Genomic DNA, 19,816 nt, shown 5'->3' with positions numbered 1-19,816 from the left:
TTGAGTGCAAGCAAACGAAGGGACTCTCATGGCTCGCATTGCTGTCATTGGCGGAACCGGTTACGCCGGAAAAAACATCGTGGCTGAGGCTGTCGCCCGCGGACACCAGGCGGTGTCGATCGCGCGCTCGGTGCCGACTGAACGACAGGACGGTGTGCTCTACGCCGAGGGCAACATTCTTGACCCGCAGAGTATTGTGGCCGCGGCGGACGGTGCTGACGTCGTCGTTTTCGCGACGTCGCCGCGCGGTGACATGGCTGGCGCTACCCGAACTGCCGTGGCAAATGTCATCGATGTGCTTCCGGCTGACGTTCGCGTGGGTGTTGTCGGCGGCGCCGGTGGCTCGCTGATTGCGGAGGGCGGCGTACGCTTGGTCGATTCCGGATTTCCCGAAGAGTTTAAGGCAGAAGCCCTCGAAATGATCGACGTGCTCGATGATCTGCAGCAGACTGACGCCGCTCACGACTGGTTTTTCATCCACCCTGCTGGCGGATTTGGACCGTGGAACGATGGGCCCCGCACCGGAACCTACCGTGACGGTGGCGACGTGCTGGTGGTTGATGAGGCGGGAGAATCCAACATTTCTGGCGCCGATTTCGGTATCGATGTGCTCGATGAGATTGAAAACCGGCGCCACATCGGCGAGCGGTTCACCGTCGGTTACTGAGCTAAATCCAGCCCTTGTCCTGCGCAATTCGCACAGCCTGGGCGCGACTTGACGCTCCTGTTTTTCCGATCGCCGCTGACAGATTGTTGCGCACTGTACCTGCCGACAAGAACACGTCAGCGGCGATCTGAGCGGCACTGCGGCCATCGGCGGCGAGCAACAGAATCTCCCGCTCTCGCGGGCTGAGTGGGCTCGCACCATCGACGAGAGCATCTTGGGTCAGCTTCGGATCGAGTACGCGCAACCCGGAGTGGATCGTGCGCACCGCATCTGCGAGTTCGTGCGCCGGAGTGTCTTTGGCGATGAACCCGCTTGCTCCGGCCTCAAGTGCTGAGCGGAGATAGCCTGGCCGCGCAAACGTCGTGACAATGAGCACGCGAACGTCGGGATATTCTTCCCGCAACCGCTGCGTCGTTTCAATGCCGTCCATGTGCGGCATCTGAATGTCGAGCAAACAGACATCAGGCGTATGCTCTCCGACAATACGCAGAGCTTCACGACCGTCACCAGCGACCGCGACAACCTCGATGTCTTCCTCCAGCGCTAACAGCGCCGCAAGCGCACCGCGCACGAGCGCCTGATCGTCGGCGATGACAATCCTGATGCTCACCAGATGACCGCCAACTGCGCACCACCGGTATGCGGTGTGCTCATAACGAGCCTCGCGCCTGCTGTCGCCGCCCGCTCTCGCATGCCACGAATACCGTTACCTTCGTTCTCAGAAATTCCGCGTCCATCATCACGAACACTGATGGTTCCGGGTTCCAACGCTATCGACACGGTGCGCGCCTGCGCATGCCGCAAAATGTTGGTGGTTGCTTCGCGAAGAATCCAACTGGCCGTGAGCCCCTGCGCCGCTGACAAAACCGCAGCATCGCCCGTGACCTGAACGGTGATGCCGGCTGATTCGAGGGCGTTGACGCTCGCGAGAAGTTGCTCAGGCAACGATGACGCGCGCGCCCCTGCCACGGTTTGACGCACGCCCGCGATGGCCTCGGTGGCGAGCTCTGAAATATGAGCCAGCTCGATCTTGGCTTGAGCGGGGTTGGTGTCAATGAGGCGTTCGGCCAGTTGCGCCTTCAGATTGATTACCGTGAGGGAGTGTCCGATGAGGTCATGCACATCGCGCGCGACAGCTTCGCGGCCCTCGCTTGTCGCCAGCTCACGACCGAGCACGTCAGCATCGGCAGCCCGTCTGATGAGCCAGGTGGAGATTGAGTTCACGGCAAACAGCAGGGTCACGATCACCAGTAGACCCAAGTTTTTGATACCGTCTGGAGCCCAGATGACGCAAGCCGCGGTGAGCACGGTCGCACTAATCGAGACGATCCAGTGTGCGGTTCGTGACAGTCCGTACGACGTGAACGACATAATGAACGGCAAGAAACTCAACGCCGACGCACCCTCGGCCGGAATCGACACGAGGGCGCACAGGCACAGCACGCCGAGCACCCCATATTGTGAGGGCGGCGGCGTATCGCCTGGCACGCGTCCCGAGCGGAACCCGCGCATGAAGCCGTAAACGTACACCACGGCGAACACCACGAGCGCAATCCACCCCGTGATGATCCACTCGACCTCCGCAGCCGATGTGACGAGGGCGATCACCGGGTATGCAAGGAACACCATCCATACGACGGCCATCAGCCACCCGTAGCGCTCCCACGGATTCTTCTCGACGTCGAGCGTCACTTTCGCCATGGTTCCAACCTAGTGAGACTAGCGACGGCTACGCGAGCGCCGCACGCCGGCGGTTACGAGAATCGCGAACAAAATGATCCAGAGGGCAATGTTCACTAGCGGCACCCACAGCGGGTCGACCTGCCCCGTGGTGAGCGCGCCGTCGGTGAGGGGCCATCGGCTGAGCGCGACGAATCCGTAGAGCGGCGTGAAGCGGGCAATGTCGAGCATGATGCCGTCAAGGGGCATGAACACGTTGCCGAAGAACGCAAAGAACGTCATCGAAATTGACGCGAGTGCCGCGGCGGAGTCGGGATTGAAGACGAGCCCGACACCTAAACCGTAGAGTCCGAACATCAGGCTTAGACCCAAAATAATCGCGGCGGCAGCGAGCCAACGCCACGGCTCGCTGGCAGCGGCACCCGTCAGATACCCGACCACAAAGACCAGCACGAGCGCCAGAGCGGCAAAAAACAGGGCGGCGGTGAGCTTGGTGAGCGCGTACCCTGCCGTACTGAGCGGAGTCATCGCGAGCTGACGGCCCCAGCCCTGCTGAGCTTCGCTCGCGGCGAGGGATGTCATGGAGCTCATGGCGACGGCTGTACCGTAAGCGGCCATCGAAATCATGACGTAAAAGGCGACATTGCCATGGCCAGCTGACAGGTCAGCGTAGCCCGCGTTGGCGCCGAATAGCAGGTACATGACGACCGGCATCGTGAGCGTGAACGCCAGCGTGTACGGATTGCGGAGCTGGCGCACGCCTTCCAGGCGCAGCATGGTGAAGGAAAGAGCAGTCATTATGAGTTCTCCGTCAGAGCCGCGAAGGCCGTTTCGAGTGTGGGGGCGATGACTTCCAGATCGTGCGCACCTGCCGTGATCAACTGCACGGCGACGGTGTCGGAATCTGCAGCGCGCAAGAACAGTCGGTCAGCGTCGACGCGAACATCGCTGATGCCCGCAGCAACAGCCAAGGATGAGAGCAGGTCATCGCGTCCTGCGCTTGGTAGTGTCGCGGAGATGAGTCGCGCACCGAGGCTGGAGCGGAGCTCGGCTGTGGGCGCGTCTGCCACCACTTTGCCGTGATTCATCACGATCGTGCGGTGTGCAAACTGTTCTGCTTCTTCGAGGTAGTGCGTCGCGAAGATGATGGTGCGGCCCGTCTCGGCCTGTTCGCGCATGACGGTCCAAAAACGGCGGCGGGCGTTCACATCCATGCCTGCGGTCGGCTCATCAAGAACGAGCACATCGGGGGACGCGATCAGGGCGAGCGCGAACTTGATGCGTTGCTGCTCACCACCCGAGCACTTCGATACGCGGCGGCGTTTCAGCTCTTCGAGGTCGGTATTTTTCAGGACTTCTGGCACACGACTCAGGGCGCCACGACCGTAAAGCGAGGCAATGAGCTGCACTGTTTCACCGACGCTGAGGTCGCTCAGAAGGCCTCCGGTTTGGAGGACCGCGGCGATGGAACCTGTTGACGTCGCCGCAGAGGGTGACCCACCCAGGATGCTGACGCTGCCGCCATCCGGCTGTGTGAGGCCGAGCAGCATGTCGATCGTGGTTGTTTTGCCTGCGCCGTTGGGCCCCAGGAGGGCGACGATTTCACCGCGCCTGACGGCGATACTGACCCCGTCAACAGCGACAACACGGCGATCGCCCGTGCCGAAGCCCTTGCGGAGGTCACGCAGGTCGATGGCGGTGTCAGCGGCAGTGGGCTTCTCGCGACTGCGCGTGGAATGCGGTGCTGATGTGTGCATAGCTCAAGCCTGTCGGCTTCGCCGCACCCCGACGAGAGGGCAGTGTCACGACCACATCGTGACAAGTGTCATGGGTCACCCCATGCTCAGATGCGGTCGCGCCAGTCGCCCGTATCCTCATCGTCATCTGGTTCCGCCGGCCCGTCGGTATCGATCAGCGGCAACGTTGTCGTCTCCGTTGGCGGCCCCATGATCGTGGCCTCGTCGCGGCGATGCCGCAGCACGGTGGAGATGTAGCTGGAGAGCGCTTCGGCAAGCGGCACAGAAGAACCGCGGGCCTGTGACATATACCAGCGGTGCTCGAGCACCTGGTGGAACACTTCGGCCGGTTCCAGCTTGGCGCGGAGTTCAAACGGAATCGCCTTCACGACCGGTTCAAAAACGCGCGTCAGCCATTCGTGTGCTGCCATCTCTTCGTCGGAGGAGACACGGGCCGAGCGTGCGCGGAACTCATCGAGATCGTTGAGGAGACGCTGGGCCTGGTTCTCTTCGACATCGAGTCCGGTCAGACGAAGCAGACGACGAGCGTGGTGCCCCGCATCCACAACCTTCGGCTGGATCACCACCGTGGTTCCGTCGTTCGTGGTTTGGATAGACATCTCATCAATGTCGAATCCCAGCGCATTCAGGCGCGCGACGCGCTCCGTGATGCGCCACGATTCGGTGAGCGGGAACGTCTCACGGTCGGTGAGCTCATGCCACAGCGAGTGGTAGGAGCTGACCAGGCGGTCGGCAATGGCGATCGCGTCGACGGACTCCTCCAGGCGCCCGCCAGCTGCGAGATCAAAGATTTCGCCTGCGATGTTGGTGCGGGCGAGGTCGAGGTCGTACAGGCGCTGGCCATCGGTCAGGCCGGCCTCGTGGAGTTCGCCGGTCTCCGCGTCGACGAGGTAGGCGGCAAAGGCGCCCGCATCGCGGCGGAACAGGGTGTTGGAAAGAGAAACGTCGCCCCAGTAGAAGCCGACGTTGTGCAGACGCACCATCAGGACCGCAAGCGCATCGACCAGACGGTTCGCGGTTTCGGGCTTCAGAACACCGGTGAACAGGGCTCGGTACGGCATCGAGAAGCGCAAGTGGGCGGTCACGAGAGCCGCGGGCAATGAGGTTCCGTCTTTCCCAGAGCGCCCAGCGATGACGGCGACGCGTTCGACGCATGGCACATCGAGGCGTTGCAGGTTGCCGAGCATTTCGTATTCGCGCGTTGCCATCGCTTCGGTGGTCTCTTTCACCGCAATGACGCGGCCAGACAGGCTGGCAAAGCGCACAAGGTGTCGAGACAAGCCCTTAGGCAGCGAAACGATGGTGTTGCTCGGCCACTGACCAAGAGGCGTAGACCAGGGCAGGTCAAGCAGGCCAGGGTCGATTGCGCTGGCGGTGATGGTCAGTGATTCCGACACGATTCCTCCGGATAATGAGCAACGCGGTGCAAGGAAACCCCTGCACCGCGTTGCTTATGCGTTTGTTACGCCGAAGCGATGGCCTTGTCGGTGAGACGCTCACCGGTCGTCGCGTCGAAGACGTGCAGGTGACCGGCAACAGGCTTGAGCGAAACCGTCTCGCCAGCGTTCGGGTGGTTGCGGCCATCAACGCGAGCCACGATCTCGTGCTCGGCGTCCGTGCCCGCACCGGCGCGACCATAGAGGTAGCCGTCAGCACCGAGCTCTTCGACCAGGTCGATCGTGACGGGCAGGCCGCCGTCGGTTGCGCCACCGAGAACGAGGTCTTCCGGGCGAATACCAATCGTGACCGTCTCGCCGGTTGCCTTGGCGAGCACGTCGCGCTCAACAGCGACAATCTCGTTGCCCCAGACGACGCCGCCGTCTGCGATCTTTGCCTCGAACAGGTTCATGGCGGGGGAGCCGATGAAGCCAGCAACGAACTCGTTTGCGGGGCGTTCGTACAGCTCGCGCGGGGTACCAACCTGCTGCAGCAGGCCGTCCTTCAGAACGGCGATGCGGTCACCCATGGTGAGAGCCTCGGTCTGGTCGTGCGTGACGTAGACCGTGGTGACACCAAGGCGACGCTGCAGCGATGCGATCTGCGTACGCGTCTGCACACGGAGCTTCGCGTCAAGGTTCGACAGCGGCTCATCCATGAGGAAGACCTGGGGCTCACGCACAATGGCGCGACCCATAGCAACACGCTGACGCTGACCACCCGAGAGAGCCTTCGGCTTGCGGTTGAGGTAGTCGGTGAGGTCGAGGAGCTTGGCTGCCTCTTCAACGCGCTGGGCGCGCTCCTGCTTGCTGACGCCGGCGATCTTGAGCGCGAAGCCCATGTTCTCAGCCACCGTCATGTGCGGGTACAGCGCGTAGTTCTGGAACACCATCGCGATGTCGCGGTCCTTGGGCGGAACGTCGGTGACGTCGCGGTCGCCGATGAGGATGCGACCCGAGTTGACCTCTTCGAGGCCAGCGAGCATGCGCAGGGTGGTCGACTTACCGCAACCGGAAGGACCGACAAGAACGAGGAACTCGCCGTCTTCGATCTCGAGGCTGATCTTGTCAACCGAGGCGCGCGTTGCTCCCGGGTAGACGCGGGTAGCGGCGTCAAAAGTTACAGATGCCATTGTTTTTCTCCTTCACCGGCAGGTACGTGCCGGACGATCCGTTGTGAAGCGCGGTGGGGGCAACCCCGCCGTGGCCCGTCGTTGGGCCTCGACCAGTATGTCAGATCTCGGTGCCGTGTGCGCAGAGATTTTGCCCCGTTCTTCTGCGGATTATGGACGCCATGCCAGCGTCTGTTGACCGATCATCTGGGTATTTCCCAGCGCGTCGGACTAACATTGAGAGGTTGCCTTGCGCGGCTAAGGCCTGAACCCGTCAGGTCGAATATGAGGTGTCATGTCAAACGAAGAAGCAGAAGGAACGCCTGCGGAGGAGCAGAATCTCCCCGAGGCGAAGCCAGAAACCGGCATCGTTCCGACGACCACGGGTACCACCCCGGTTGCTCAGGAGTCGCGGCGTGATGCCGTGCGTGAGAAGGCCCAGTTGGTCTCCGCACAGCAAAAGCGCTCCCGCCTGATTTGGCGCAGCGTGATTGGTTTTGTGGCGGTCGCCGTGATCGCCGCCGCAGCTATCGTCGTCACGAACGTTGTCGCAGGCGAAGCGGGCAAGCCGCTCTCCGAGCCGAAGAACCTCGTTAACGGTGGCTTTGTTGTTGACGTTGACCTGGTGTCCGCGTCAACGTCAGCTGGCAACGGAACCATCACCGAGCCGACGGCGACCCCGGAAGCAACGGAAGAGGTTCCGGTCGAGGAAACCCCTGACGCGACGCCCACGGCTGCACCGTTGAACGTCAACATCTATACCGACTACCACGACGCTGATGCCTCCGCATTCCAGATCGCGAACGCTGTTCAGCTCGCAAAGTGGGTGCGTGAAGGCGCTATTACTCTGACGTACTACCCGATTGCCACCGTCACCGGCCAGTCGAACGGAACCAAGTACTCGGTTCGCGCGATGGCTTCCGTCGGGTGCGTGGCAACGTATTCGCCCGTCAGCCTGTTTGCCTACCACCATGAGCTCTTGGCAACGCAGCCGGCCGTCGAAACCGAGGGCTACTCCAACGCGGAGCTCGCTGACCTCGCCATCGCCATCGGCGCCGACCAGCCGAAAAAGGTGCGCGCTTGTATTGAAGACGAGACGTTCACGGTTTGGGCCAAGAAGCAGACAGACGAAGTTGCAGGCAAGAAGGTCGCTGACTCGAAGGTCAAGCTTGACGGCTCGTTCCTCGTGCTTATCGACGGTGTGAAGTACGTCGGTAACCCCGGCAATGCTGCCGAGTTTGCGCAGGCGGTTCTGAAGGCGTCATCTGACGCGTTCTACGCACCCACGCCGACGCCAACACCGAGCGAGGTCGCAACCGAAACGCCCGCGCCGGAAGCGACGACACCCGCACCGACAGAATCGGTCACGCCCGCACCTGGTACGTAACCGCCCGGAGTAACCGGTATGCTGGTTGCTCTGCCGACTTGGCGCAATTGGTAGCGCACCATACTTGTAATATGGGGGTTACGGGTTCGAGTCCCGTAGTCGGCTCTCGATAAAAGGCCCCGTCATCTTAGGTTTCTGAGAGGCGGGGCCTTCGATTTTTCTGCGACATCCCTCGTGCTCTGACCCCAATGGTTCCGAGGTTCCGGCGTCTATCGCGAGAACCGGAGAATGTTGCCGGAGAAATCGGGGGCGGAACGACCCGAGCGGAACATCGGCGGAGTTGAACGACGCGAGCGGTACCGGGGGCGGAACCACGGCGGGCGGCAAAGTGGGCTGATGCGAAGCGCTACGGTTGAAAGCGTGTGGTGTCTGCGAAACATGAGCGTGCAATGAGTTCGGTCGTGAGTCGCAGAACCTTCTGGATGGGAATTCTCGCCGCGATCATGGTCGGTGCGCTCACCGCCATCCAGGCGCGTATCAACGGCAACCTCGGCACCCGCCTCGAGAACGGTTTTGTTGCCGGATTCATTTCGTTTGCATCTGGCCTTGCCGCGCTGATCGTCATCACGGTGCTCACGAAGTCGGGCCGAGCCGGCGCGCAGCGCTTGGTTACCGGCGTGCGCGATCGCCGGATTCCCTGGTACCTGCTCACCGGTGGCCTCGCTGGCGCGTTCTCGGTCGCAACACAGGGGCTCACAGTCGGCATTATTGGTGTCGCGCTTTTCACCGTCGGCATTGTTGCTGGGCAAGCCGTCACCGGCCTCATCATCGACCGCATCGGCTATGGGCCCGCAGGCGCGGTTGCCGTCACCGTCGGCCGCGCTGCCGGTGCAGCACTCGCGCTGGCCTCCGTCGTCGTTGCCCTCACCGGCGACCTGCTCGAGCGGACACCGTGGTGGATCCTGTTCATGCCATTCGGTGTTGGCGTCGGCATCGCCTATCAGCAGGCAACGAACGGGCGACTCGGCTTGCTCGTTGGCAACCCGATGACCGCGACGCTGATGAACTTCATCGCGGGCACGACGGTGCTGACGATTGCCGCCGTCATATCGGTCACCCTGATGGGTCCGACGAACCCCTGGCCCACCGAACCCTGGCTCTACGTCGGCGGTGTCATCGGTGTGCTGTACATTTTCGTGTCAGCCGCGGTCGTACACCGCATCGGCGTGCTCCTGCTTGGCCTTGCCAGTGTCGTCGGGCAACTCACGACATCGGTCATCGTTGACGCCTTCTTCCCGGCATCCAACCCGCCGGCATGGTGGCAGTCAACGATCATGGTCGTGCTGGCCCTCGCCGCAGTGATCACCGCGACGGTGCCATGGAACCGCCTGAAGCGACGCCGACGTCGTTAGGGCGACACCAGGTCGCCAATGCATCGCAGAGGTGCACCCACGACGCTGGCGGCCTCTGCAACCCAGCCCGTGGTTCCGCGCTACAGCGCCGTGACCTTCTTGCGCGGGTTGGTCGTCTTGCGACGCCCTTCGCGCTTACCTTCGGGCTTGCCACCCACATAAAGCCAGCCCATGAGCTGCTCGCGCTTGCCGAGCTTGTGCATCTTCGCGACCGCCTTCGAGCGGGTATAGCCGCCGGTGCGCCAAATCACACCCCAGCCCTCATCGTCGAGCATCAGGCTGAGTGTGTGCGCGACACCTGACGCAACGGCCTCCTGCTCCCATGACGGAACCTTGCCGCTCTTCTGCGGGGAAAAGACGATCGCCAGCAGCAGCGGTGCGCGTAACGGCTTCGATGAAGATCCCTTGTCACCATTGGCCTTGTTTATCGCGCGGCCCAGCCTTTCGCGGGCATCACCGCGCAGCTCGATCACGCGCCAGGGGCTCAGCGACGAGTGATCGGCGACACGGCTGGCAGCTTCAACAAGCGCAAGGATGTCGTCGTGCGTCGGAGCATCATCCGTGACCTTGGACCAGGAGCGGCGCATCAGCACCGCATCGCGCACACTCATTCGCTCTCGGGCGTAAACGACAGCGCGAGCGAGTTCATGCAGTAACGGTCACCAGTCGGCGTTCCGAAACCATCGGGGAAGACGTGACCGAGGTGGCCACCGCACCCAGCACAGCGCACCTCGGTGCGCACCATGCCGTGCGAATTGTCTTCGATGAGTTCGACGGCCTCAGGCCGTACCGACTCGTAAAAGCTGGGCCAACCGCAACCGGAATCAAACTTGGTTCCGCTCTGGAAAAGCTCGGCACCGCATCCCGCGCAGGTGTAGAGGCCCGCACGGTGCTCATCGAGGAGCTCACCCGTCCAAGCACGCTCGGTTGCCGCTTCGCGGAGCACCGCAAACTGGTTGGCATCGAGCTTCTCGCGCCATTCGGCATCTGACTTATTCACGCTGTACGACATGTCGCTCCTTTTGTCTCTTCTATTCTCACCCCTGGCGCAGGCTCTGGCGCGAGAGCGGTCACAATGGGGGAGTGAGCATTGCTGAGGTTCAAGAGCGTTATGCGCGATTCGCGACAGACGAAGCGCCAGGTAGAAGCTCGCTATACGAGGCGTGGGCGCACATTGTTGCGTCGGACTCTGCGGTCGCCGCGGTCGTGGCCAGTTTTGCGCCGCAGCGCAGACAGCCGCCGCTGATCTTCGCCGTCATGCGTCTCGCCGGTGCTCCCCAGGAGAGCGGAACCAGGTGGCGCGACTGGGTTCTTGCGCACGCAGCGGAGATTCGTGCGGCAGGCGAAGGGCGGTCGGTGCAAACCAACGAGCCGCTTCGCTGTGCCGCACTGATGCCTGCGCTTGCCGCCATCGATGGGCCCATCGCGCTGATCGAGATCGGTGCTTCGGCCGGGCTCTGCCTCTACCCCGATCGCTACACCTACTCCTATGTCACCGCGGCGGGCGAGGTGGCGCGGTGGGCTCCGGAACCAGCCGGTGCTGTCACGCTGCAATGCGCACTTCGTGGCCACGTGGTTCCACCGCTTCGAAGCCCGACCATTGTGTGGCGCGCAGGCGTCGACCTGAATCCGCTGGATGCACGCGATGACGCCGACCGAGCATGGTTGCGAGCACTGGTATGGCCGGGGGAGACCGGCCGCGAAGAGCGGATCGCGGCCGCGCTCGATATTGTGGCTGCCCAACCGCCGCTCATGGTGGCGGGAAACGCGGCTGACGTGCTGCCCGCTGTCGTCGCTCAGGCTCCCGCTGGGGCGCGCATCGTGATCACCACGCCTGGGGTGCTGCCGCACATTGCATGGGCTGAGCGGGAACGCCTGATCGCAGTCGTACGCGAACTGGCGGATGACTGGATCACGCTGGATGCGCCACGCGTGCACTCAGCATGGACGACGTCGACGGTGCGGGTGCCCGCTGATGGTTTCGCGCTGGCTCGCAACGGTGTGGTGCTCGCTGCGGCCGATCCGCTTGGCCGCTGGATCGACTGGTTCGACGACGAGAGTGCTGCGGGGGCAATGTCGTAGCCTCGGCCTACGCTCGAGCCATGAGCACTTCTCTGGCTGAGTCCGAGCACGACATGCTGCGGTTCGAGGCCGCTTGGCCGCAACACTCCGCTGCGAAAGAGCAGGCGATTGCCGAGCGCTGGGGCCTCACAGCGGTGCGGTATTACCAGGTGCTGGCGCGCGTAAGCCTGTCGCAGGCGGCGGTGGCGACCGACCCTTTCCTGGCTGCCCGCATCCGGCGGCAGCGGGCAGGCCGAGCGCCGTTGCTGGGAGAATCTGCCAAGGATTCCGGGTTGGGTTCGATAGCATCATCGGGTGCCTTCGAACTTCCCGCGTGATCGCTTCGATGATGTAGCCCGCGACAAGGGCCGCGTCGGAGCACACCGCGCTGAGTTACCGCGCGGGCGCGGCTGGGCCACATTTCTCTGGGCATCCGTCGCGGCCGTCGTCCTCTTCGTCGGCGGTGTTTTCGGAGCGCTTGTCGTGATGGGCAAGATTTCGTTTGGCGACGAGACGCCGCAAACGGGCATCACGCAGGCCCCGATCGAGGCCCGCATTGATACGAGCTACTCGATCCTGATTTTGAACGCGACACCGGACGCCGCGAAGACCGCTGAAGTCACCGCGATTCTGGTGGCGAATGGCTGGACGCAGGAGCAGATCTTCTCGATCGACTCGGACGATAAAGACTTCGCTCGCACTACGGTTTACTACCCACTCCCTGGAGATCAGAGCCCGGCTCTTGGTGTTGCCGGCCTCGTCGGCGATGCCCTCGTCGAACAAAGCGATGTCTACCAGGTGGGAGACGCGGCTGACGCTGCGCAGCTAACCATCGTGATCGGTGCCGATTTCACCCCTGCAGGCTGAGACGGTTCCGTTCTTTTGTCCGCCCAAGGCTGATCTTTCTGGCTTGCACTCGCATGGGGTGAGTGCCAGAATGGGTTTAGCACTCGGCATCACTGAGTGCTAAAAATTTGATTCGCCGACGTCCAGGAAGGACGAAAGACTCATGGCTAAAATCATCGCTTTCGATGAGGAGGCACGTCGTGGCCTCGAGCGCGGACTCAACATCCTGGCTGACGCCGTCAAGGTAACCCTTGGCCCGCGCGGTCGCAACGTTGTGCTCGAGAAGAAGTGGGGCGCTCCCACGATCACGAACGACGGTGTCTCGATCGCCAAGGAAATCGAGCTCGACGACCCGTACGAGAAGATCGGTGCAGAGCTCGTTAAGGAAGTTGCCAAGAAGACGGATGACGTCGCTGGTGACGGAACCACGACCGCTACGGTTCTGGCTCAGGCACTCGTGCGCGAAGGTCTGCGCAACGTCGCAGCCGGCGCTGACCCCATCTCGCTGAAGCGCGGTATCGAGAAGGCTGTTCAGGCCATCACCGCTCAGCTCCTCGAGAACGCTAAGGAAATCGAGTCGAAGGAAGAGATCGCGGCTACCGCATCGATCTCGGCCGCAGACCCGGCCATCGGTGCACTCATCGCCGAGGCCATCGACAAGGTGGGCAAGGAAGGTGTTGTCACCGTCGAGGAGTCGAACACGTTCGGCACCGAGCTGGAGCTCACCGAAGGTATGCGCTTCGACAAGGGCTACCTGAACCCCTACTTCGTCACCGACCCTGAGCGTCAGGAAGCGGTCTTCGAAGACCCGTACATCCTGATCGCTAACCAGAAGATCGGTAACATCAAGGACCTGCTGCCCATCGTTGACAAGGTCATCCAGGACGGCAAGGAACTCGTTATCATCGCTGAGGACGTCGAGGGCGAAGCACTCGCAACGCTCGTTCTCAACAAGATCCGTGGCATCTTCAAGTCGGCAGCTGTTAAGGCTCCCGGCTTCGGTGACCGCCGCAAGGCTCAGCTGCAGGACATCGCGATCCTGACCGGCGGCCAGGTCATCACCGAAGAGGTCGGCCTTAAGCTCGAGAACGCAACGCTTGACCTTCTGGGTCGTGCTCGCAAGGTCATCATCACCAAGGATGAGACGACCATCGTTGAGGGCGCTGGCGAGGCAGAGCTGATCGAGGGTCGCGTTACCCAGATCCGCCGCGAGATCGACAACACCGACAGCGACTACGACCGCGAGAAGCTGCAGGAGCGCCTGGCAAAGCTTGCCGGTGGCGTTGCAGTCATCAAGGCCGGAGCTGCAACCGAGGTTGAGCTCAAGGAGCGCAAGCACCGCATCGAAGACGCCGTGCGTAACGCAAAGGCTGCTGTCGAAGAGGGCATCGTCCCCGGTGGTGGCGTGGCTCTGCTGCAGGCAGCGTCGGCTCTTGACTCGCTTGAACTGACCGGTGACGAAGCAACGGGTGTTGCTATCGTTCGCGTGGCAATTGAAGCTCCGCTCAAGCAGATCGCACTCAACGCGGGTCTGGAGCCCGGCGTTGTTGCGCACAAGGTTGCTGAGCTGCCGAGCGGCCAGGGCCTGAACGCTGCAACCGGCGAGTACGGTGACATGTTCGCACAGGGCATCATCGACCCCGCCAAGGTGACGCGTTCGGCACTGCAGAACGCTGCATCGATCGCAGGTCTGTTCCTGACGACCGAGGTCGTCGTGGCTGACAAGCCGGAGAAGGCTGGCGCACCTGCTGGTGACCCGACCGGTGGCATGGACTTCTAAGTAGATCAGAGCTGGCGCCTCGACGAAAGTCGGGGCCCCAGCTCTTTTCCGTCACACTGCCCCTTCGTGCATGGTCTGCACAGAGGGGCAGTGTGCATAAGGCATCTCGCGCGTACCATTTTTGCCATGGCACACGACAACGTGATGACATGGCTGTTGGACAGCGACCCTTCGCTGCAATTTCACGTGCAACGCGACCTCTTGGATGCGCCGCTGTCAGCGTGGAGTCGCACGCGCGCGCGGACAGCGACCGAGGGCTACGGTGCCCAGTTGCTTGCCAAACAGGACGCCGACGGCCAGTGGGCTGGCGGTGCCTACTTTCCGCTCGCAGACGACTGGCAGGGCGAGCCAGGCCAACCGTGGACGGCAACAACCTGGTCTCTCAACATGTTGCGGTTATGGGGAGTTGACGCCGCGGCGCTCGGGGACACCGCCGACCGGCTCGCAGCCAATAGCCGTTGGGAATACGACGACTTGCCGTACTGGGGTGGTGAGGTTGACGTCTGCATCAACGCATTCACGGTCGAAAACGGCCTGTGGCTCGGCGTCGATATGTCTCCGCTCGCGCACTGGTTTGTGGAACACACGATGCCCGACGGCGGCTTCAACTGTGAATGGGAAAACGGTTCGGTCCGGTCGAGTTTTCATTCCACGATTAACGCGCTCTTCGCTCTCCTGGCCTACGAACAGGCGGGCTTTGGCACCGAGGAGATCACCGCGGTGCGCCATCGCGCCGAAGAGTACCTCTTGGAACGCCGGTTGATGTATTCGCTCAGCACGGGGGAGCGCGTCGGTGTCTGGGCCGAGAAGTTTCTGGCGATCCCACGTTATGCCTACTCTGCCCTCCGTGCGCTCGACTATTTTCGCCTGGCCGCACGCTACGACGGCACCGCACCTGACGCGCGTCTCGCTGGTGCTGTCGAGCTCGTTCGAGAGAAGCAACAGCCGGACGGCCGATGGCTCAACGATCATCACCTCCCCGGCCGCGTCTGGTTCGACATCGACGAGCCCGTCGGGCAGCCCTCGCGCAACGTCACGCTCCAGGCGCTGCGCGTGTTGCGCTGGATCGATGACGACGCCGTCGATCACCCATAATCAGCCGCACGGAGGCTGACCCGGTTCGAGGGGAATGAACCGAGTCAGCCGCCGAACTACACACGAAAGAGGCTGAGGTTCGCCTGTTCTGCGTCGCTGTACTGCCGTGCCGCGCTGTCCAGTGCAAGATTCACACGGTCCAGTGCTGCATCAACTTCGCGCTGTGTGCCGCGCCACATTTCCAGAATCTCCTGGAATGCGATCGAGGCTGAGCCCGACCATGAACCTTGCAAGGCCTGCAGGTTCGCAATGAGTGATGCCACGTCGGTGCGCACGCGCTCCGCGGTCGCCCGCGCAGTCGCAGTTGCTGAAACGACGGCATCGGAATCTACCGAAAATACTGCCATGAGGTGTCCCTTCTTATTGAGTGACACCAGGCTAAAAGCGGGACAGCACCACCACGGCGGAACCAGGCAAGCGGTGGAGAATCGTGGGATTTCTCCCGATGGGGAGGAACGCGCTATTCGCTGTCTTTTTTCGCCTCGGCAGACATTTCGGCGATGTCCGCTTCGGTCAGACGCTGGAGCGGCTGAGTCTCAATGTGGAGGTGTTCAGCGGCCTCAGGCCGTGACGCCAGGGGGAAAGAAATACGGAATGTCGCACCGCCTCCAGGGGTGTCCTCCACGGTGATGTTGCCGTGGTGGGCCTCAACGATCGAGGCGACGATGGCCAGCCCGAGCCCAGATCCACCGGTTTCGCGGGTGCGCGACGTGTCAGCACGCCAGAAGCGCTGGAAGATCTGTGACTTCATCTGGTCGGGGATTCCCTCACCATGGTCGATGATGGCGATCCACCCCATGGTCTCGGTGTCATCAACGCCGACGGCGAAGTCGATGGGGGACCCCTCCGGGGTGTACCGGCGTGCATTGCCGACAATGTTGGCAACGACCTGGCGAATCTTGTCTTCCGCGCCCAACACGATGGGATCTCGCGCAGGCGGCGGCAGGATCGCTTCTTCGATGAGGGGTTGCACCTGGCCGGGGCCCGTGACAGGCCGAGGCTTGCGACGAAGGCGCTGCAGCGTCGCCTCGGCGAGTGACAACGCCGCAGTCGCCTGCGCACGTCCTTTGCGGGCGTGCGTCGTGGTTCCGGTTGCGGCGTCTGACTGCACCGGAATGGGAGTGGTCGGCGTCTGTCGTTCGGTAAAGACGGTGACCGGGCGGTCGGGGGCCTGCGCACGGAGGTCCATCGCAGCATCGCGGGCGATAGGCCGCAGGTCGATAGCGGCAAACGTCAGTGGCCGCTTCTCGTCGAGACGGGCGAGCGCGAGCAGATCCTCCACAAGCGCCGCCATCCTGATCGCTTCTTTTTCGATCCGGTCCATGGCCTGTGCGGTGTCTTCTTCGCCCCGGATCGCACCCATCCGATAGAGCTCGGCATAGCCGCGCACTGTCACGAGGGGGGTACGAAGTTCGTGGCTTGCGTCGCCAACGAAGCGGCGCATTTGACGAACGCTCGCGTCACGCTGTGCCAGTGCCGCATCCATCCGCCCCAGCATCGTATTGATGGCGGTCTTCAGTCTGCCCACCTCGGTGCGAGGTTCCGCTCCTGCCATACGCTGGCTGAAGTTTCCGGAGGCGATCGCCATCGCTGTTGCTTCCACTTGCCCGAGACTGCGAAAAGTCAGTGTCACGAGCCACCGTGTCAGCATTCCGACCGCGATGATCGTCACGGTCGCGAGGATTCCAAAGATGCCCAGGTACGTCGCGATGGAACGATCGACGTCTGCGGTAGGAATGGCGACCAGTTGGCTGACGAGAACGTCGCCCTGCGACGTGGAGACGGTCGTGAGTTCGACGCGGGCACGGAACGCACCCTCGCGGCCTTCCACCGAGGAAAGGTCGGAGGCGCTGTCGCGCTGCGGACCAATATCGAGGCGCAGGGTCGACGGAATCTGAGGCTCTTCGTGGCCGTAGCCACCCGCCATAGCCACGAGCTGGTCGCTGACGTAGATCGCCGTAAACGGCATCGTCCCCGGAATGGTTGAGCGCGGTGTGAAAATCAGCTGGCCATCGACCTCGGAGATCGTGAAGACCTGTTGCGGGGTCGTGGTGGAAGCTTGCTGTTTCAGCGAATCATCGATCTGCTGAATGAAGGCGGAATGCAGAAAAGGTACGGCGCCGACGCCGGCCGAGAAGAGGCCGATCGCCAGCACCGCAACGGTGACACCCGTGACCTTGGCGCGCAAGCTCACGCCTCGCCACCAGCGGGTCAGTGTGTCGGGTGAGTCGTCCAGAGCGAACGCCCCCTTGTCTTTTACTTGGAGGTCTTCAGCATGTAACCGAAGCCGCGCTTTGTCTGAATCAGCGACTCGGTCGCGTGCGGATCAATCTTGCGGCGGAGGTAGGAAATGTAGCTTTCCACGATGCCTGCGTCGCCGTTGAAGTCGTACTCCCACACGTGGTCGAGAATCTGCGACTTGCTGAGCACGCGGTTGGGGTTGAGCATGAGGTAGCGCAGCAGCTTGAACTCGGTCGGGCTGAGATCGATCGCGGTGTCACCGATGTAGACATCGTGCGTGTCTTGATCCATCGTGAGCTCGCCTGCACGAATGATTGACTCTTCGTCTGCCTGCATCGTGCGTCGCAGAATGGCCTGGATGCGTGCGACGATCTCATCGAGAGCAAACGGCTTTGTGACGTAGTCGTCACCACCGGCGTTCAGGCCGGCGACCTTGTCTTCGGTGTCGTCTTTGGCAGTCAGAAAAAGGATCGGAGCGGTGTAACCCGCCTCGCGCAGACGCTTCGTGACGCTGAAGCCGTTCATGTCTGGCAACATCACGTCAAGCACGATCAGGTCGGGCTCTTCTTCGAGCACGGCGGAGATGGTTTGGGCGCCGTTAATCACGGCCCGGGTCTGGAATCCGGCGAATCGTAGGCCTGTGCTCAGCAGGTCACGAATGTTGGGCTCGTCGTCAACGATGAGGATGCGCGGTGCAGTCATGCCCCCATTATTGCCACCCGATGCTATGTATTGCCTACGATTTGCACGAATGTCGCTACGCCGCCAGCGAATCAGCGTCCAAAATTGTGTAACTGTAACCCTGTTCGGCGAGGAACCGCTGCCGGTTTTGCGCGTAATCCTGGTCCACGGTGTCGCGGGCGATCAACGTGTAAAAACTGGCCGTGTGCCCCGATTTCTTGGGGCGCAGCAGTCGTCCGAGGCGTTGCGCCTCCTCTTGACGGGATCCATAGGAACCAGAAATCTGGATCGCGACGGACGCTTCAGGCAGATCGATAGAAAAGTTTGCAACTTTCGACACGACGAGTACCGAAATCTCCCCGGTGCGGAACGCTTGGAACAGCACTTCACGCTCGTCGACGGGCGTGGCACCGGTGATTTTGGGCGCGCCAAGCGCATCGGATACCGCGTCGATCTGGTCGAGATACTGACCGATGATCAGAATCTGTTCGCCCTTATGCTTGGCCACCAGGTCACGCACAGTCTGAATCTTCGCGGGTGCCGTTGAAGCCAACCGGTAACGCTCATCATCGGCAGATGCCGCATATTCCAGACGCTCGATTTCGGGCAGGTCGATGCGCACTTCGTAGCAAACGGCGGGAGAGATGAAGCCCTGAGCCTCAATCTCCTTCCACGGCGCATCAAAACGCTTCGGTCCGATCAGGCTAAACACGTCGCCCTCACGGCCGTCTTCGCGTACCAGTGTCGCGGTGAGGCCGAGGCGTCGGCGTGCCTGCAGGTCGGCGGTCAGCTTGAACACCGGCGCTGGCAACAGGTGCACCTCGTCGTACACGATGAGGCCCCAGTCCAGCGCATCAAGCAACGCGAGGTGGGCATACTGTCCCTTCCGCTTTGCCGTCAAGATTTGGTAGGTCGCAATCGTGACCGGCTTGATCTCTTTGCTCTGGCCGGAGTACTCGCCAATTTCCTCTGGCGTCAGTGTCGTGCGCTTGAGCAGCTCATCTCGCCACTGCCGCGCGCTTACCGTGTTCGTCACCAGAATGAGCGTGGTGGTTTTCGTCTCGGCCATGGCGCCTGCCCCGACGAGGGTTTTTCCTGCGCCACAGGGCAGAACGACGACGCCGGAACCACCGGCAACGAAGGTATCGATGGCATCGTGCTGGTAGGGGCGCAGCGAGAAATCGCTCGTCTCATCCATCGCGATTTCGTGCGGGGTTCCGGGCGTGTATCCGGCGAAGTCTTCTGCCGGCCAGCCGATTTTGAGCAGCTCTTGCTTGATCTGGCCGCGCGCCCACGCATCAATGACGTAGGTGTCTTCGCTGGGGTGGCCAACCAGAAGCGGCGAGATTCGCTTGTTGCGGGCGACCTCCGTCAACACCGCGCGGTCGGCACTCCGCAGAATCAGTGTGCCCTCTTCGTCCCGTTCGATCGACAGGCGCCCATAGCGGCCAACCGTCTCGGTGATGTCGAGTGCGACAGACGGCGGCACCGGAAACTTCGACCACCGGTTCAACGTGTCAAGCATGTTCTCGGCATCGTGGCCGGCGGCGCGCGCGTTCCACAGTCCGAGGCGGGTGACGCGGTAGGTGTGAATGTGTTCTGGTGCGCGCTCAAGCTCAGCGAACACAGCCAACTCGTGACGTGCCGCTTCCGCGTCTGGGTGTGCAACCTCGAGCAGAACGGTTCGGTCACTTTGTACGATCAGGGGGCCATTAGCCATA

General features: G+C 62.3%; 20 protein-coding genes and 1 tRNA gene. 9 read left to right on the top strand and 12 right to left on the bottom strand.

All coding sequences use genetic code 11. The features are described from left to right. Nucleotides 1-28: 28 nt before the first annotated feature. Nucleotides 29-667, top strand: a complete 639-nt coding sequence (locus KTJ77_RS09295) for an NAD(P)-dependent oxidoreductase (RefSeq protein ID WP_217338105.1) — start codon at nt 29-31, stop codon at nt 665-667. Between the two features lies 1 nt (nt 668). Here KTJ77_RS09295 and KTJ77_RS09290 read toward each other — a convergent pair whose 3' ends face one another. From KTJ77_RS09290 to KTJ77_RS09265, 6 genes are all read right to left on the bottom strand, one after another. After that, the gene (locus tag KTJ77_RS09290) at nt 669-1,277 is read right to left on the bottom strand and encodes a response regulator transcription factor (protein ID WP_217338104.1); all 609 of its coding nucleotides are present in this window, start codon (nt 1,275-1,277) and stop codon (nt 669-671) included. Then, nucleotides 1,274-2,368 (bottom strand): sensor histidine kinase, encoded by a 1,095-nt coding sequence (locus tag KTJ77_RS09285; RefSeq protein ID WP_217338103.1) that lies wholly within the window; start codon nt 2,366-2,368, stop codon nt 1,274-1,276. The genes KTJ77_RS09290 and KTJ77_RS09285 overlap by 4 nt, the downstream gene beginning before the upstream one ends. Nucleotides 2,369-2,386: 18 nt before the next feature. Then, nucleotides 2,387-3,145: an ABC transporter permease gene (locus KTJ77_RS09280; protein ID WP_217338102.1), complete on the bottom strand. Its 759-nt coding sequence runs from the start codon at nt 3,143-3,145 to the stop codon at nt 2,387-2,389. Further along, a complete protein-coding gene (locus KTJ77_RS09275) occupies nt 3,145-4,104 on the bottom strand; it encodes an ABC transporter ATP-binding protein (RefSeq protein WP_217338101.1) in 960 nt (319 codons plus the stop codon). The genes KTJ77_RS09280 and KTJ77_RS09275 overlap by 1 nt, the downstream gene beginning before the upstream one ends. 86 nt (nt 4,105-4,190) lie before the next feature. Beyond that, nucleotides 4,191-5,501, bottom strand: coding sequence for a DUF4032 domain-containing protein (locus KTJ77_RS09270; protein WP_217338100.1), 1,311 nt, complete (start codon nt 5,499-5,501; stop codon nt 4,191-4,193). Between the two features lie 65 nt (nt 5,502-5,566). Next, nucleotides 5,567-6,673, bottom strand: coding sequence for an ABC transporter ATP-binding protein (locus KTJ77_RS09265; protein ID WP_217338099.1), 1,107 nt, complete (start codon nt 6,671-6,673; stop codon nt 5,567-5,569). Nucleotides 6,674-6,947: 274 nt separating this feature from the next. On the opposite strand from KTJ77_RS09265, the gene KTJ77_RS09260 reads away from it, so the two are divergent. From KTJ77_RS09260 to KTJ77_RS09250, 3 genes are all read left to right on the top strand, one after another. Further along, entirely contained in the window at nt 6,948-8,039 is a 1,092-nt protein-coding gene (locus KTJ77_RS09260; RefSeq protein WP_217338098.1) for a protein-disulfide isomerase, read from the top strand. A gap of 32 nt (nt 8,040-8,071) precedes the next feature. After that, nucleotides 8,072-8,144, top strand: a tRNA-Thr gene (locus tag KTJ77_RS09255). 296 nt (nt 8,145-8,440) lie between these two features. Beyond that, the gene (locus tag KTJ77_RS09250; RefSeq protein ID WP_367948879.1) at nt 8,441-9,391 is read left to right on the top strand and encodes a DMT family transporter; all 951 of its coding nucleotides are present in this window, start codon (nt 8,441-8,443) and stop codon (nt 9,389-9,391) included. 80 nt (nt 9,392-9,471) lie between these two features. Here KTJ77_RS09250 and KTJ77_RS09245 read toward each other — a convergent pair whose 3' ends face one another. Both KTJ77_RS09245 and msrB read right to left on the bottom strand, forming a co-directional pair. Then, a complete protein-coding gene (locus KTJ77_RS09245; RefSeq protein WP_217338097.1) occupies nt 9,472-10,002 on the bottom strand; it encodes a nitroreductase family protein in 531 nt (176 codons plus the stop codon). Further along, nucleotides 9,999-10,403 (bottom strand): peptide-methionine (R)-S-oxide reductase MsrB, encoded by a 405-nt coding sequence (msrB, locus tag KTJ77_RS09240; RefSeq protein ID WP_217338096.1) that lies wholly within the window; start codon nt 10,401-10,403, stop codon nt 9,999-10,001. The genes KTJ77_RS09245 and msrB overlap by 4 nt, the downstream gene beginning before the upstream one ends. Nucleotides 10,404-10,474: 71 nt before the next feature. Between msrB and KTJ77_RS09235 the strand changes: the two genes are divergently transcribed. From KTJ77_RS09235 to KTJ77_RS09215, 5 genes are all read left to right on the top strand, one after another. Next, nucleotides 10,475-11,473 (top strand): DUF2332 domain-containing protein, encoded by a 999-nt coding sequence (locus KTJ77_RS09235; protein ID WP_217338095.1) that lies wholly within the window; start codon nt 10,475-10,477, stop codon nt 11,471-11,473. 20 nt (nt 11,474-11,493) lie between these two features. Then, nucleotides 11,494-11,790 carry a DUF3263 domain-containing protein gene (locus KTJ77_RS09230; protein ID WP_217338094.1) on the top strand — a complete coding sequence of 99 codons (297 nt, stop codon included), beginning with the start codon at nt 11,494-11,496 and terminating at the stop codon, nt 11,788-11,790. Continuing rightward, a complete protein-coding gene (locus KTJ77_RS09225) occupies nt 11,768-12,319 on the top strand; it encodes a LytR C-terminal domain-containing protein (RefSeq protein WP_217338093.1) in 552 nt (183 codons plus the stop codon). The genes KTJ77_RS09230 and KTJ77_RS09225 overlap by 23 nt, the downstream gene beginning before the upstream one ends. 142 nt (nt 12,320-12,461) lie before the next feature. Next, the gene (gene groL / locus KTJ77_RS09220; protein WP_217338092.1) at nt 12,462-14,078 is read left to right on the top strand and encodes a chaperonin GroEL; all 1,617 of its coding nucleotides are present in this window, start codon (nt 12,462-12,464) and stop codon (nt 14,076-14,078) included. Between the two features lie 126 nt (nt 14,079-14,204). Next, nucleotides 14,205-15,173, top strand: a complete 969-nt coding sequence (locus tag KTJ77_RS09215) for a squalene cyclase (RefSeq protein WP_217338091.1) — start codon at nt 14,205-14,207, stop codon at nt 15,171-15,173. 56 nt (nt 15,174-15,229) lie between these two features. On the opposite strand, the gene KTJ77_RS09210 is transcribed toward KTJ77_RS09215, so the two are convergent. The 4 genes from KTJ77_RS09210 to KTJ77_RS09195 form a co-directional block, all read right to left on the bottom strand. Further along, nucleotides 15,230-15,520 carry a WXG100 family type VII secretion target gene (locus KTJ77_RS09210; protein WP_217338090.1) on the bottom strand — a complete coding sequence of 97 codons (291 nt, stop codon included), beginning with the start codon at nt 15,518-15,520 and terminating at the stop codon, nt 15,230-15,232. A gap of 113 nt (nt 15,521-15,633) precedes the next feature. Beyond that, a complete protein-coding gene (locus tag KTJ77_RS09205) occupies nt 15,634-17,367 on the bottom strand; it encodes a sensor histidine kinase (protein ID WP_367948878.1) in 1,734 nt (577 codons plus the stop codon). Between the two features lie 62 nt (nt 17,368-17,429). Beyond that, nucleotides 17,430-18,116: a response regulator transcription factor gene (locus KTJ77_RS09200; RefSeq protein WP_147825590.1), complete on the bottom strand. Its 687-nt coding sequence runs from the start codon at nt 18,114-18,116 to the stop codon at nt 17,430-17,432. Nucleotides 18,117-18,171: 55 nt separating this feature from the next. Next, nucleotides 18,172-19,815, bottom strand: a complete 1,644-nt coding sequence (locus tag KTJ77_RS09195; protein ID WP_217338089.1) for a DNA repair helicase XPB — start codon at nt 19,813-19,815, stop codon at nt 18,172-18,174. Nucleotide 19,816: the final 1 nt, after the last annotated feature.

Origin of the sequence: Microbacterium sp. NC79 (assembly GCF_019061125.1) — a bacterium.
In the GTDB taxonomy this organism is placed as follows: domain Bacteria; phylum Actinomycetota; class Actinomycetes; order Actinomycetales; family Microbacteriaceae; genus Microbacterium.
This window is presented reverse-complemented; position numbering and strand designations above follow the sequence as displayed.